Source organism: Methanomethylovorans sp., from assembly GCF_041305605.1.
Taxonomy (GTDB): Archaea; Halobacteriota; Methanosarcinia; order Methanosarcinales; family Methanosarcinaceae; genus Methanomethylovorans.
Genome location: NZ_JBFYLB010000131.1, coordinates 1 through 14,061, shown reverse-complemented (window position 1 = coordinate 14,061; position 14,061 = coordinate 1). Strand labels below are relative to the sequence as shown.

General features: G+C 44.4%; 12 protein-coding genes and 1 pseudogene. 6 read left to right on the top strand and 7 right to left on the bottom strand.

All coding sequences use genetic code 11. The features are described 5' to 3' along the window. Nucleotides 1-1,548 (top strand): PGF-pre-PGF domain-containing protein (locus tag ACCM36_RS08130; RefSeq protein WP_370573250.1); only part of this gene is annotated, 1,548 nt, incomplete at its 5' end. Between the two features lie 113 nt (nt 1,549-1,661). Here the strand turns inward: ACCM36_RS08130 and ACCM36_RS08125 are convergent. The 7 genes from ACCM36_RS08125 to ACCM36_RS08095 form a co-directional block, all read right to left on the bottom strand. Then, complete coding sequence (locus tag ACCM36_RS08125) at nt 1,662-2,501, bottom strand: DNA-3-methyladenine glycosylase (RefSeq protein ID WP_370573249.1); 840 nt, start codon at nt 2,499-2,501, stop codon at nt 1,662-1,664. 10 nt (nt 2,502-2,511) lie between these two features. Continuing rightward, nucleotides 2,512-3,849, bottom strand: a complete 1,338-nt coding sequence (locus ACCM36_RS08120) for an ADP-dependent glucokinase/phosphofructokinase (RefSeq protein WP_370573248.1) — start codon at nt 3,847-3,849, stop codon at nt 2,512-2,514. A gap of 13 nt (nt 3,850-3,862) precedes the next feature. Further along, nucleotides 3,863-5,341 (bottom strand): ADP-specific phosphofructokinase, encoded by a 1,479-nt coding sequence (pfkC, locus tag ACCM36_RS08115; RefSeq protein WP_370573247.1) that lies wholly within the window; start codon nt 5,339-5,341, stop codon nt 3,863-3,865. Between the two features lie 32 nt (nt 5,342-5,373). Further along, entirely contained in the window at nt 5,374-6,558 is a 1,185-nt protein-coding gene (gene argJ, locus ACCM36_RS08110) for a bifunctional ornithine acetyltransferase/N-acetylglutamate synthase (protein ID WP_370573245.1), read from the bottom strand. Further along, nucleotides 6,555-7,028, bottom strand: coding sequence for a CBS domain-containing protein (locus ACCM36_RS08105; RefSeq protein ID WP_370573244.1), 474 nt, complete (start codon nt 7,026-7,028; stop codon nt 6,555-6,557). Before ACCM36_RS08105 ends, argJ begins: the two co-directional genes overlap by 4 nt. Before the next feature lie 29 nt (nt 7,029-7,057). Further along, nucleotides 7,058-8,071 (bottom strand): N-acetyl-gamma-glutamyl-phosphate reductase, encoded by a 1,014-nt coding sequence (argC, locus tag ACCM36_RS08100; protein WP_370573243.1) that lies wholly within the window; start codon nt 8,069-8,071, stop codon nt 7,058-7,060. A 215-nt stretch (nt 8,072-8,286) separates the two neighbouring features. Next, complete coding sequence (locus ACCM36_RS08095; protein ID WP_370573242.1) at nt 8,287-9,732, bottom strand: TIGR00297 family protein; 1,446 nt, start codon at nt 9,730-9,732, stop codon at nt 8,287-8,289. A 300-nt stretch (nt 9,733-10,032) separates the two neighbouring features. Between ACCM36_RS08095 and ACCM36_RS08090 the strand changes: the two genes are divergently transcribed. From ACCM36_RS08090 to ACCM36_RS08070, 5 genes and pseudogenes are all read left to right on the top strand, one after another. After that, entirely contained in the window at nt 10,033-10,587 is a 555-nt protein-coding gene (locus ACCM36_RS08090; protein ID WP_370573241.1) for a helix-turn-helix domain-containing protein, read from the top strand. Between the two features lie 15 nt (nt 10,588-10,602). Then, nucleotides 10,603-12,273 (top strand): AMP-binding protein, encoded by a 1,671-nt coding sequence (locus tag ACCM36_RS08085; protein WP_370573240.1) that lies wholly within the window; start codon nt 10,603-10,605, stop codon nt 12,271-12,273. A 165-nt stretch (nt 12,274-12,438) separates the two neighbouring features. Continuing rightward, entirely contained in the window at nt 12,439-12,678 is a 240-nt protein-coding gene (locus tag ACCM36_RS08080; RefSeq protein ID WP_370573239.1) for a ferredoxin family protein, read from the top strand. A gap of 21 nt (nt 12,679-12,699) precedes the next feature. Further along, on the top strand, nt 12,700-13,764 hold the full coding sequence (locus tag ACCM36_RS08075; RefSeq protein WP_370573238.1) for a 3-methyl-2-oxobutanoate dehydrogenase subunit VorB: 1,065 nt from the start codon (nt 12,700-12,702) through the stop codon (nt 13,762-13,764). After that, a pseudogene (locus ACCM36_RS08070) lies at nt 13,761-14,061 on the top strand (ketoisovalerate oxidoreductase); the annotation flags it as partial. The gene ACCM36_RS08075 and the pseudogene ACCM36_RS08070, both read left to right, overlap by 4 nt.

The window sequence follows — 14,061 nt, the reverse complement described above, 5'->3', positions numbered from 1 at the left end:
GCGGATGGAGATGATGGTCTTATGATCCTGGATATTAGTGACCCTGCATCCCCGAAGCTTACTGGAAATTATGATACGGCAGGGTATGCATACGCTGCTGCAGTATCTGAGAATTATGCATACATAGCTGACCGTTCTAATGGTCTTGTGATCCTGGATATTACCAATCCTTCCATGCCAACCCTCGCAGGCAGCTACAATACCGTTGATAATTGGGTAACTGGCGTTACTGTAGCAGACAATTATGTATACGTTGCTGATACTTTTAATGGACTCAGCATCCTTCAGGTTACAGCAGCATCAGATACTACTCCACCGGCACCTGTAACAAACCTGCAGGAAATTGGGATCGGCTCAAACTGGATCAAATGGACATGGGTAAAGCCCCTGGACATGGACTTCAAACATGTGATGGTATATCTTGACGGTGCATTTGTCACAAATACAACTGAAGAGTTCTATAATGTAACCGGATTGGCTGAAGGAACTCTACACACCATAAGCACGAAAACGGTGGATATTTCAGGGAACATCAATCAGGCATGGGTGAACGATTCAGCGACAACTCCTGCATTACTGACCATTTCCGGGCTCTCGGCAAAAGCTATCACTTCAAGTTCCATAACACTAACATGGACCAATTCCCCCGATATATCTATTGTAAAAATGTATAGAGACAATAGTATAATAGAGAATGTAAGCGGATCAACATCCTATGTCGATAGTCCTCTTTCTAAAGATACTACCTATAACTATACTTTGACCCCATACGATAGTAATGGTCTTGAGGGAAAGGCAGTAAGTATCAGTCTCCAAACCAAGTCATCCAGCAGTGGTGGCGGTGGTGGAGGAGGAAGTAGCGAGGGGAGCAGCAGTAAAAAGAGTAGTAGTGGTGGAGGAGGCGGGGCAGGCAGTGCCGAGGACTTTGTAAACGTAGCAATGAAAGATGTTGACACCAAATACCTGAGAATGAATGCCAATGCTACCTATGAGTTCTTAAGAGAGGGTAATCCCATCCAATCGGTTAGTTTCTATTCCCTTAAGAACTCAGGAGAGATCACATCGACCATAGAAGTGCTGAAAGGCAGGTCAAAGCTGGTGAACAGCACTCCTGAAGGGACCATATACAAATATGTTAATATATGGGTAGGCAAAGCAGGCTTTGCCAGTGAAGCTAACATTAAAGATGCACAGGTTAAGTTCAAGGTCAACAGTTCCTGGATCGAAGAGACTGGCGTAAACGCGTCAGAAGTGAAGCTGCAGAGATATAATGGAACTGCATGGGAAGTACTGCCTGCTACTATAGAAAGTAACACCACAGACTTTGTAGTATTCGAAGCTCATACTCCTGGATTTTCGCCATTCGCTATCACTGCAGAAAAAGCACTTGCTTCCTCTGTAAACAATGAGAGGGAAACCAGATCCACTCAATCAGAAGATAGTATGGACAAAACGCAACCCAAAAAAACTCCAGGATTTGGATTGGGCTTATCTGTGCTAATAATAGGAGTGTTTGCAGTCGGATATGTGTACCTGAAAAGAAAATAAGACCTGACAGTTAACCCCTGTACCTTGGCCGTACAGGGAATTCACATCAGATAAGTTCATCCGGGAATCGATACACGCTGCTCCCTAAAGCAGTTATTTTTTGATTATCGGGATCACTTTAAGCCTTCAAGCCTTTTCTGATAGAACAGATATTGCTGCGCATAGCCACAGTATTTTCCGAAGTATAGCCTGCCCCATCTACCTATTTTGGTTTTGGTCATGCCATCTTTGAAAAAATTATGATTCCCGTAATATGTCCTTATTACTTTTTCCACATGCGTGTCCACAGGAAAAGCTTCCATTTTCTCAAAGGCAAAGAGAAGAATACAATCTGCCACTTTTTCTCCTATGCCATCCAGCATCATGAGCTTCTTTTTAGCAGCCTCATAGTCAAGCTCAAAAAGTTCATCAAGGTTGATATCACCATCAACCACCTGTGCTGCTGCCTTACGTATACGATTCGTTCTAAAACCCAGCCTGCAGTCACACAGATCAGAATCGCATGCCATTGCTAAAGCACTGGGTTTAGGAAAACTGTAATACCCCTCATTAATTTCCTCGCCAAAGATGCGAGATAGCTTGGAAATGCCGTTCTTTATATTCGGAATGCTCCAGGCTGTGGCAAGAAGATATGAGATCAAGCATTCCCATGGATCCTGCCGGATAAGGCGCATCCCCCTGTACCCGCGAATAGCCTCATCCATGTATTCATCCTTATTCACAGCTTCCAGTATACTGCTAAGATCATCATCAAATCGGAAATAATTACGGAAAAAATCCTCCTGCAGCCTGGAATCGATGTGCACAACACCTGTTTTTAATTCCTGCCAGGCACGCACTACATCCCCCTGCACGACACCTGTCCATACATCACCAACCTTGTCCCATCTGAAAACCTGACCGCAATCCAGAGTATAATCCAGGTTGAAATCATCACACTGAAGAGTATACATGTTTTCACCTTTACTTTTGCCGTAGTTCCAGCTCTCTGAGGAACATTGAAGCTGTTACCGTATCACCAAGACCCACGGTGGAAACCGGGTTATCACTAAGCAAAGTGGGAAGGATACATACCTGACGACCATCATATATACCAGCAGCCCCACGACCAAAACGAACAGCTTTTGTTGCTTCAATGAATCGATCCACCTGAGTACGGCCAAATTCACTCTCCTTAAGAACTGAGGATATTGACCATAGTTTATTTCGATCATAAAGATGACCGGTAGATGCAAAAATTCCGGCACATGTGACGCCAAAACTCATAGCTTCAAGCTGTGATTCCACATCAAGGTCCGTCTGACGAGACATACTGAAAACATATTCACGGGTGTGCACGATCATTTTACGAAGACCGCTGGCTAATAGACTACGCTTTACAGCCTCCAATATGGAAAATATATCCATCTGCAATATTTTGGCTGCGTTCACTTCGTGTACAGAATTTAACATGGCAAGCTCGTCTTCATTCATACCTATCGAACTTACAAGGGGAGATAATTTTGAAAACACATGCAAAGCCATATCTTTGTTGGTAAAGTGCCCGAATTCCACGTGCATTGGCAGGTTAGTATTCATGGAACCCCACATTTGCAATTGTTCCAGGACTTTGTTAAGTTTGTCCACGAAAGTAGAACCATCGGGATAAGTATCAAGCATCATATGGAAACCCGAGATCAACATACCATCCATCTCACCTGCATGCTGGATGGCATATTTTTCAAAAAGAGGATTGACCAAGAGAGACATGTTCATAATATCATAGGTCGCTATGAAACGGTTCTCCCTTGGAACTGTGAAACTGAGATATCCAAATTCCACATGTTCCCCTTTTTTGAAATCGAACACGAAGTGTATGGGTTCATCATCTTCATAAATTGCTTCCGTAGAACAGGAATCAGATCCCGGAATATAAATTGCCTTTTTGGAAAAAAAAGAAAGTTGTCTTTCTGTAGGATTGACAACATTGGGAACTACAAGTTCCGCACCCATCTCTGAAAGCACATTCGCCATTATCCCCATATTGCCGCCCATCCTCAGTTTTGATCTATGGATGAACTGATCCTTAAGACGTTTGAATACCTCTGGTTCGTGGATTAGCCACTCTGCACCTGTGCCCTCTTTCATGCAGAAGAGAAGTCCTGCAAGAAAATCGGATATGGAATTTATAACACCTGTAGGAGTTGTTATTTTTCCCATCACGTCTGCTCCATCCGCAGAAGCGAGCATAGCAGATACTTCTTCTCCTGTAATGGAATATAAGGCATCGACGTTGGCATTGTAGGCACAGAGTATCTTCATTCGGAAACCCCTGTCAGTTAGCTTCCTTCTTTTTTCTGAGCATGGCAAGGATAGCTGCAAAAGCACCTGCTGAGATGGTGTCACCGATCCCTACAGTAGCCACCGGATCCGGTACTACTTTTGTCGGAATGACAATAAGATCATGATTCAGTGCACAGACACAGCCATCCTCGAACTCAGTCCCGGTACACACGTCCCTTCTTACAAGATACTTTTCCAGTTGCTCGAGGTCATTGTGGCCTTGCCTGTATATCGGTACACTGAGACCGGACTCGGCTTCCTTGAGGCTGCTGATACCACCATGTAATGCCTGTGCTGCTGCAAGTGTCGATGAGAACATCAAAGCATCCCTGTGCTCTTCCACTGAAAGAGGGAAATCCCTGGCAGCTACACATATATAGAAGCCCAGGGAGTGTATATGGACCCTTTCAAGCTTTAGTTCGCATAATAATTTAACAGCACCCTCATACAACGCAGAGATGCTATTCTCACCTTTACTGATAACAGCATATGCCAGTTCTTCGTGACCCAGAACATTAAGAGCATTAGCTACTTCTACAGTATCCAGTCCTAAAGACGAGACGTGCTTATACACAATATCCTTAAGAATTGTTTTCCGTATGACCTTGTTCTGAATAGAGGTGAACTCCACATGTATGCGCATGTAAGGGTTACCTTCCTTTAGCCGTTCGATAACTTTCACAGCCTTTCCCACATAATCGCGATAAGTGGCTCCATCCTCATATTCCTCTTTTATCATCTGATAGCCTGCAAGGATAGCACCATCGATTATTCCATTCATGTGCGGGATCTGATCGTATAGCTGTTTGCTCATGTCTATGCGCAGCCAGGAGGGTCTTGAAGAGATGATCAAACGATTATCCCTGGGAACTTCAAATATCTCTTCAGCACATTCAACTTTCGTACCTTTTGAGAATTCCAATATCCAGTTCACCTTAGGACGTTGGTCTACATCATAAACCTCAAGGGGGTGTCTTAACTTGAGAATACCATCTTCTATCACCGGATATTTGAGATTTGGAACATCTACAAAATATTCAGCTTGTTCCTTGGACAACCATGGAACATATGTTATAACATTGTTAATCCCAAGGTTGGCCAGCAGGTTAGAAATGATACCGGCCTGACCTCCCATGCGGGCTTTATCAAATACCATGTTATCTATGAGCCACTGGTGAATATCAGTAGTATATGTAGGAACTTCGGCAGCTTTGCCATCGCGCATGGCTATCACAAGCCTTGCAACAAGATCCGTCGGATTCTGAACCTCACGCGGATATTCTGCAACTCTTTGCTGCACTGCCTTTGCTCCCACTATGGAAATTAGCTTGCGGATGTCCTTCTCACTGACATGCTTTATAGCATCCACATTGCTGTTGTATGCAACGAAGATACCATTTATGTTACCCAGTATATCACTAATACCGGAAAACGCCAAAGAATAACGCTTTTCCCATTCTTCGATGTCCATCCCTTCACCCCTTATCTAAAAAAAATGTGGGTTTATGTCGTATAATCAGCATTTATGCGCACATAATCATAAGTAAGATCACAACCCCAGGCTGTGGCACTGCTTTGTCCTAACCCCAGGTCAACGATAATATCCACTTTTGATTCTCCCATTATTTTCCCAAGCAACGAGAGAGCATTATCATTTGCTCCCAGGATCTTACCCCCGCTGACCAGCTCTATCGTATTCTTACCATCTGAAAAGGCAAGAGATAGCCTGTGCTGATCTACGTCTGCACCGGAATAACCCACTGCTGCTGTCACACGTCCCCAGTTGGGATCTTTACCAAAAACTGCAGACTTCACAAGTGGTGAGCGCACAATAGCCTTTGCTGCCAGACGAGCATCCTCATCAGATAAAGCCCCGGTTACCTTTGCTTCTATGAGCCTTGTAGCACCTTCACCATCGGCAGCGATCATTTTTCCAAGCTCTATCAACACATGGTCAAGTCCCTGCTGGAACTCGGCTGTCACAGGTTGAATACCGGACTTACCCGTTGCTGTTAAGAGCACCATATCATTGGTACTGGTATCGCCATCCACTACTACCATATTGAAGCTTTTGTCCACCGCCTTGGTGAGACATTCGTGCAATAATTCCGAAGGGACTTTTGCATCCGTATAAGCAAAACATAGCATAGTGCCCATATTGGGCTCTATCATACCAGCACCTTTGGCAATGGCCCCGATACGGACACCGCTATCAAGCTCAATAGCTATCTCTTTCATTGTCGTATCAGTGGTCATTATGGACCTTGCTGCTGTACGACTGCCTTCGTGATCGGTTGTTAATGAAGCTACTACATCCGGAAGATGTGAAGATATCCATTTGGTGTCCAGACGCCTGCCGATAACACCAGTAGAAGCTATTGCCACATGTTCGGGATCTATAGACAATGCATCCGATAACATGTTGGCCATTTCCCTTGCATCCGCAAGACCCTCATCACCTGTAAAAGCATTTGCATTGCCACTGTTAACGATCAATGCACTGAGCTTGCTATGTTTTTGAAGATGCTCACGTGTAACAACCAATGGAGCAGCGATAACCTTGTTCCTGGTAAACATGCCTGCAGCATTACCTTCTGCAACGATCACCCCAAGACCCATCTTACCAGGTTTGATACCCCAGGCTTTAACACCTTTTACAGCACAGATACCACCATCGATCGTTTTCATTGTTCTGCATTCCCTCCAAGTCCGTGTATGATGTCACCACGAGTGATGATCCCTACCAGAATATCATCCTCCACTACCGGAAGACGGTTCACTTTGTACTTTGTGATAAGCCTGACAGCGTCCTGGATACTATTTTCCGGGGATATCACATGTACATTCTTTTGCATGATCTCGCTGACAGGTTTTGAGCCAATGTCATCCAGCATGTGCTTTGTCTCTTCCCAGTTCAGAAGTTCACGTATAGGTATCTCTATTACCTCAAAGGGACTGGGCAGCCACAAGCCTCCGTGTTCCGGAACTTCCAGCAACTTGAGTAGATCACCTTCTGAGACTATACCTACAACCCTGCCTTCTTCTACCACCGGCAAACCACTAATGTTATGCTTCTTAAGCAGCTGGGAAGCCTCACTTATGGTTGTCTGGGGGTTGCATACGATCACATCAGTATTCATTATATCTTTAACTTGCATGAATTACACCATCTTAATAGGATCAAAGTTTAAGGGGCCACACCTGACATCCACAAACCGGTGGTCTCGCCTAAGCCACACATGATGTTCATGTTCTGTATAGCCTGTCCTGATGCTCCTTTTACCAGGTTGTCGATGGCTGAGATAACAACCACACGATTGTTACTGGGATCCACCTCAAATCCTATGTCACAGAAATTAGAACCCCTTACTGCACTAAGAGACGGGATCCCATCCACCACCCTGACAAAAGGCTTGTCCTGATACATTTCTGCGTACAGGTCCATAACATCATATTTTGTGAGCTTTCCCTTAGTGAATATATGAGCTGTGGTAAGTATACCCCTCACTGAGGGAATAATATGGGGCGTGAAACAGATCTTTGTAAGAGAATTGTCCAGACGCTGTAACTCCTGAGTGAACTCTGCCAAATGCCTGTGAGTTGTCAGTTTATAAGGCTGCACATTTTCGGCCATGTTGGGATAGTGTGAAGCCTGACTTGGCTCAATACCAGCACCTGAAACACCGGTCTTGGAGTCAAATACAACACTTTCGATCATAGAGACCTGTGCAAGAGGGGCAGCTGCAAGAGTAGCGCCTGTCGGAAAACAACCGGGATTGGCTATGAATTTCTCATGTTTCACTTCCGTATGCAGCTCCGGCATTCCATATACCACATTGCGCGGATCGAGGTGTTTAATGCCATATACTTTCTCAAAGACATCTGCCTTAAGACGATAATCAGCACTCAGATCAATTACCTTTACTTTGTCATCAAGGAGCTTTGGCACGATCTCCATGGCAGTACCATGGGGCACAGCCACAAAGACTACATCACACCTGTCCTTTATTTCCTGCGGATCAGGATTTTCGAACTGCAGGTCCACCATGTCCTTAAGATGCCTGTGGGTCGCAGATACTTTCTTACCAGTTAACTTACGGGATGTTGCCAACTCGATCTTAGTCTGCGGATGGTTCAACAGTAAGCGCATGAGCTCGCCACCTGTGTAACCGGATGCACCGATGATTCCTATGTCAAGCATGATATTCACTTTTGTATATATGATGTAAAGATTAATTAGAGTATTATTTAATGCTTGAACTAATAAAAGGGTTTGTCAGGTATCTGGTTGAACCCGTGGATGCAAGGTATGATCTGACAAGATCATAGAAACAACATTACAACAGTACCAGATAATTTTATATAAAAATTTACTAATTGTAGATATTAGAGAAATATGAATCAAATGTGGATATTTCAAGATAATAACAGGAAAAGTAAACCTGAAACTACTGCTCCTGCAAAAGTAGCATAGAAGTTCACACCACTGTTAGACAATATTCCTCTGTTCTGAAGTGTGGCACCCAGTAAACTGTCAATGTTAGTACCAATAAATCCTCCAAGGGTTGTTACTAAAAGCCCCAGATAGATATTTTCCACCCTTCCAAAAAGGATTGCCAAAACAGCTATGACAAGAGAACCAAATATACATGCAAGTTCACCGAGTATAGTAACCGCACCATCACGGCCTGGCTTTGCTGGCTTAAAGTTTGTGATCATGCGCGGCCTTTCCTTTGAAGTGGTCCCGATCTCACTTGCAAGTGTATCGCCCGTAGCCGTTGCAACTGTTCCGAGATATGAATACATGATGAGTTCACTGTACTGAGGATAGATGCCGTGAGCAATGGCAAGCACAAGAGCTGCCATACTGTTACTGAAAACATTTTCATAGCTCCTCATACCGCCTTTTGCCTCAGCTATACCAATGGATGCTTTGTAAGCATACTTATACTTGGTAAAGCCTCCTCCCAGTATAAAAAAAGTCAACAATAGAAGGAACCAGAAAATATCGGCAAAAACTATGATCAGCACTCCCAGAATACTGGCACCCAGAAGAGCAGATATGTCTGCTATACGTGCTCTATAAGCGAGGTAACCTAGCAGCAGGGAAAAAAGAAGAGCAAAGAACATATGTGCAGGAGGCACTGTGTACCCAAAAGAAGCAAAAAGCCACATGACCATGGAAGATCCAAAGAGAATTGAAATGTTATCATCCACTCTGGAGGGAATGGATTCGAAAAGGGCCCCCGTAACCGAACCTATCACCGCTATGAAGAAGATCATGTCATAGGAGACGTCAATTCCCATCCAGTGAATTATCCACGCTCCGGCAAGAAAAGCCGAAACGATGCCAACTAACAGCATGACAAGACTAGAAGGCAGATGAAATACATCGCTGTCTTCTCCTTTGTACCTCTTTTCAGGATAATCCAATCTTGCCAGGCATTTTAATTGCGTTTGTTTCCAATGTTTAAAAGCATTTGCGGAAGCGCTTCCAAATGTACTGATAGCTACAGCCCCACCGATAACATATATGGGAAAGATTACTCCTTCCAATCTGAACCCATAGTTGAACAGCAAAAGCAAGAGGATGGAAAGGACAAGATTGTTCGCACTTCTAAGCCCTTTATCAACTGGTTTTTTCAGTTTATTGTCAGTATTATCCTTATTGGAAAGGATCTGATATAGCTTTGATCTTATAGATAATCGCCTTAAGACCATAAGCATGAAGAACATAATAAGCACCAGTATTCCCAGGGGAAGAAAAGGGTAAAGCAGACAGGTAAGGCCAAGTGAAGCATGGAGCAGGCATCTGATGTACATAGGATCCATTTCCTTGATAATGCTCTGTATCTTATTCATGTTCACCCTTTCCGAAACTGTTGCACATTATGTCTAAGAACATATATATTTGTGATGTATCACAATCAAAGATGTGCTTTCCAAGCTCTGCAAAATAAATGCATTGCCACTTGTATTCTGAATAAATGAATATGTTAAAATAATAGGAGATTTTTAAGTGAAATGAACTAAACTACCATGATCAATCATATCCGGTCATGCAGTGAGGCGTCCATCTCCATTATGATCAAATGAATATGCCCAGGATTGAGCTAACACTCCTATTTTTTTAAGTAAGACACAAGAAAAGGAAGTCTGAATATGCAGGAAAAGATAAAAGAAATCGCAATTCGTGTTAAGGAGCTGCGTGAGATCTCCGATATCTCAGCAGAGGAAATGGCCCGTCAGTTGAACATAAATGCTGACACCTATAGAAGTTACGAAGCAGGCGAGAAAGATATTCCGGCCAGTATCCTTTATGGGATATCCAGCGAACTTAAAGTGGATATGTCTGTGTTGCTGAAAGGAGAAGATCCACGGATGCATGTCTTCACAGTAACCCGCAAGGACAAAGGTGTAGGCGTGGAAAGAAGAAAAGAGTACAAGTATCAGAGCCTGGCTGCCAATTTCGTACACAAGAAAGCTGAGCCTTTTGTTGTTAAGGTGGAGCCAAAACCTGAAGGAACAAAGATATCTATGAATTCCCACCCAGGACAGGAATTTGATTTTGTGCTTGAAGGTACATTGAAAGTCGTTATACATAACAACGAGATCGTGCTTGAAGAAGGCGATTCTATATTCTTCGACTCCAATTATCCGCATGGTATGGCCGCTGTTGGTGGAAAGAGCGCAAAGTTCCTTGCAGTTATAATGTAAGTAAGAGGAGAGAACATGACTTCTTTGTTAGATCGTTTCGTTCCGGTTGCGGACTTTAAATCCTACGAGGATTTCAAGGAAAACTTCACTATTAACACCCCCGATAATTTCAATTTCCCTTATGATGTTGTAGATGTATATGCAATGCAGCAGCCAGAAAAGCAAGCTCTTGTCTGGTGCGATGACAATGGAAATGAGGCAGTCTTCAATTTCAAGGACCTGCAGTACTACAGCAACAAAACAGCAAATCTATTTGCTAAGGTTGGTATAAAGAAAGGCGATAATGTAATGCTCATACTGAAAAGCAGGTATGAGTTCTGGTTCTGCCTGCTCGCTCTGCACAGAATAGGTGCTGTTGCTGTGCCTGCCACTCACATGCTTACTAAAAAGGATATTGTATACCGTGTGGAGCGTGCAGATATAAAGGCAGTAATTTGTGCCTTCGATGACTATGTACTTGGCGAGGTTGATGCTGCATACAAGGAATGCAGTTCCACCCTTAAGCATAGAATTGTATTGGGAGCAGACCGTGAGAACTGGATCAACTTTGACGCTGAACTCCGGATGGCCTCTGAGAAATTCCAGCGGCCCACTGGGGAGGAGGCAACCGCCAATAGTGACATATCTATCGTATATTTCTCATCGGGCACCACAGGTTTCCCAAAAATGGTACAACATGACTTCGCATATCCTCTGGCACATATTATAACTGCAAAATACTGGCAGAGCGTGACAGACGGGGGCCTGCACTACACGGTTGCGGACTCCGGATGGGCTAAGTGCATATGGGGCAAGATATACGGCCAATGGATAGCAGGCAGTGCTGTCTTTGTATATGATTATGAACGGTTCTCCGCTGACAAAATGCTGGAGAACTGCGTACAATACAATGTAACGACCTTCTGTGCTCCTCCCACAATATATCGTTTCCTTATCAGAGAGGATCTGAGCAAATATGATTTCAGCAAGCTCCAATATTGTGTTGTTGCCGGTGAACCCTTAAATCCTGAAGTTTATGAGCAGTTCCTCGAACTTACCGGTTTGAAACTCATGGAAGGGTTCGGCCAGACCGAGACCGTGGTGAGCGTAGCTACGTATCCGTGGATGGAGCCAAAACCTGGTTCCATGGGCAAGCCTTCCCCTATGTATGATATCGAACTGCTGAATGCACAAGGCAATGCCTGTGAAGTGGGCGAAGAAGGTGAGATCTGTATAGATACAAGCTTTAGTAATCCTCCGGGAATCTTTGCAGGTTATCGTGCCGAGCCTGAAAGAACAGCTGATGTTTGGCATGATGGATACTATCACACAGGAGACATGGCCTGGAAAGATGAAGATGGATACTTCTGGTTCGTGGGCAGAGCGGACGATATCATCAAGACATCAGGATACAGAGTTGGGCCTTTTGAAGTGGAAAGTGCACTGATGGAACACCCTGCTGTGCTCGAATGCGCCATTACCGGAGTTCCTGACCCCATACGCGGCCAGGTAATTAAGGCTACCATAGTGCTTACAAAGAACTACAAGGCCGGTGAAGAACTGAAGAAGGAACTACAGGAGCATGTTAAGAAGGTCACTGCTCCATACAAGTATCCACGCATCGTGGAGTTCGTGCCTGAACTGCCAAAGACCATCAGCGGTAAGATCAGGCGCGTTGAGATACGCGACAAGGACAAAGAAGAATAATGCCTTCTGTGGTGAACTATTTATAATACATGTATAGTAGCAAATGCCAAAAGTGCAGAAAGCGACAAACATAAATGGCCGCTCCAATACGGCCATTGTTTTTTGGATGAGCTGGTTTCTGGGATTTGTTGATCAATGCATCTTGAGTGTTAGAGGCTTGAAATAATGTCGGATTCAGTGGAAAAAAAAGACCCTTACCCGGTAATAAACGAGTTGGAGTGCAAAGCATGTGGACGCTGCATAATGGCCTGTCCAAAAGATGTGCTTCGGATGAGCGAATGTCTCAATGAAAGAGGATACCACTATGTGGAATATGTGGGTTCGGGATGTATAGGATGTGCTAACTGCTACTACACATGTCCTGAGCCTCTGGCAATAGAGATACATATCCCCCTCAAGGAATGAATATAAAGAGGAGAGTTCATCATGGTAACACAATTAGTAAAAGGCAACACTGCAGTTGTTATCGGGGCATTGTATGCAGGCTGTGACTGCTACTTTGGCTATCCTATTACTCCTGCCAGCGAGATATTGCATGAAGCATCCTCTTATTTCCCGATGCTTGGCAGGAAGTTCGTGCAGGCAGAATCAGAAGAAGCAGCTATAAATATGGTATATGGTGGAGCATCGACAGGTCACAGGGTAATGACAGCTTCATCCGGACCGGGGATAAGTCTGAAGCAGGAAGGTATTTCATACCTCGCTGGAGCAGAACTTCCTTGCGTCATAGTAGATATTATGAGAGCAGGACCTGGTCTTGGAAACATTGGTCCGGAACAGGCCGATTATAATCAGATCGTCAAGGGAGGAGGCCACGGAAACTATAAGAACATAGTCCTTGCTCCAAATTCCGTGCAGGAGATGTGCGACCTCACTATCAAAGCATTTGAACTTTCCTTCAAATACCGCAATCCTGCAGTAGTGCTGGCAGACGGCGTGCTGGGTCAGATGGTGGAGCCACTTAAGTTCCCAACAAACGCAGTGCAGCCACAGATCGACAGTTCCTGGGCTGTGGATGCCACCGCACAGACCCGACAGAACCTTGTAACTTCTATCTTCCTGGACTTCGGACAGCTTGAAGGGTTCAACAACAAGCTACAGAAGAAGTACGAACTGATCAAACAGCAGGAAGTGGAATATGAAGAATATATGATGGAAGATGCCGATATCATCCTGGTCTCATATGGTATAAGCAGCCGTATTTGTCGGTCTGCGGTAGAGCAGGCTAGAAAGAAAGGCATAAAGGTTGGTCTTTTCAGACCCATCACACTTTTCCCCTTCCCTGAAAAAGAACTTTTAACGCTGGCTCAGACAAGAAATTGCACATTTATCTGTGTGGAAATGAGCAATGGACAGATGAGAGACGATGTGCTGCTTGCAACAAGATGCATAAGGCCTGTTGAGCTTGTGAACAGGCTCGGAGGAAATCTTATAACTTTTGACCAGGTGATGCAGAAGATAGAAGATGTTGCAACAGGAGGCTCAATATGAAAGAGAAGGTCATAGGCAGGCCAGCCGGTCTTTATGCCGAATTCCCCAGAAAAGGAGGAGCAGCTCCTACTGCCACTCACTACTGCCCGGGATGCGGCCATGGCATCCTGCACAAACTCATAGGTGAGGCTATGGGTGACCTGAGTATCCAGGACCGCACAGTGATGATAAGCCCCGTGGGCTGTGCAGTGTTCGCGTATTATTATTTTGATTGCGGGAACTTACAGGTCGCACATGGCCGTGCTCCTGCTGTGGGTACTGGCGTATCCAGAGCCCTTGATCATGCAGTTGTGATCT

Bases quoted from the DNA above. Each gene is read 5' to 3' on its own strand.
- argC (WP_370573243.1), bottom strand. From the start codon at position 8,071: ATGCTTGACATAGGAATCATCGGTGCATCCGGTTACACAGGTGGCGAG.
- ACCM36_RS08095 (WP_370573242.1), bottom strand. From the start codon at position 9,732: ATGAATAAGATACAGAGCATTATCAAGGAAATGGATCCTATGTACATC.
- ACCM36_RS08085 (WP_370573240.1), top strand. From the start codon at position 10,603: ATGACTTCTTTGTTAGATCGTTTCGTTCCGGTTGCGGACTTTAAATCC.
- argJ (WP_370573245.1), bottom strand. From the start codon at position 6,558: ATGAAAACGATCGATGGTGGTATCTGTGCTGTAAAAGGTGTTAAAGCC.
- ACCM36_RS08120 (WP_370573248.1), bottom strand. From the start codon at position 3,849: ATGAAGATACTCTGTGCCTACAATGCCAACGTCGATGCCTTATATTCC.
- ACCM36_RS08090 (WP_370573241.1), top strand. From the start codon at position 10,033: ATGCAGGAAAAGATAAAAGAAATCGCAATTCGTGTTAAGGAGCTGCGT.
- ACCM36_RS08105 (WP_370573244.1), bottom strand. From the start codon at position 7,028: ATGCAAGTTAAAGATATAATGAATACTGATGTGATCGTATGCAACCCC.
- ACCM36_RS08075 (WP_370573238.1), top strand. From the start codon at position 12,700: ATGGTAACACAATTAGTAAAAGGCAACACTGCAGTTGTTATCGGGGCA.
- pfkC (WP_370573247.1), bottom strand. From the start codon at position 5,341: ATGGACATCGAAGAATGGGAAAAGCGTTATTCTTTGGCGTTTTCCGGT.
- ACCM36_RS08125 (WP_370573249.1), bottom strand. From the start codon at position 2,501: ATGTATACTCTTCAGTGTGATGATTTCAACCTGGATTATACTCTGGAT.
- ACCM36_RS08080 (WP_370573239.1), top strand. From the start codon at position 12,439: ATGTCGGATTCAGTGGAAAAAAAAGACCCTTACCCGGTAATAAACGAG.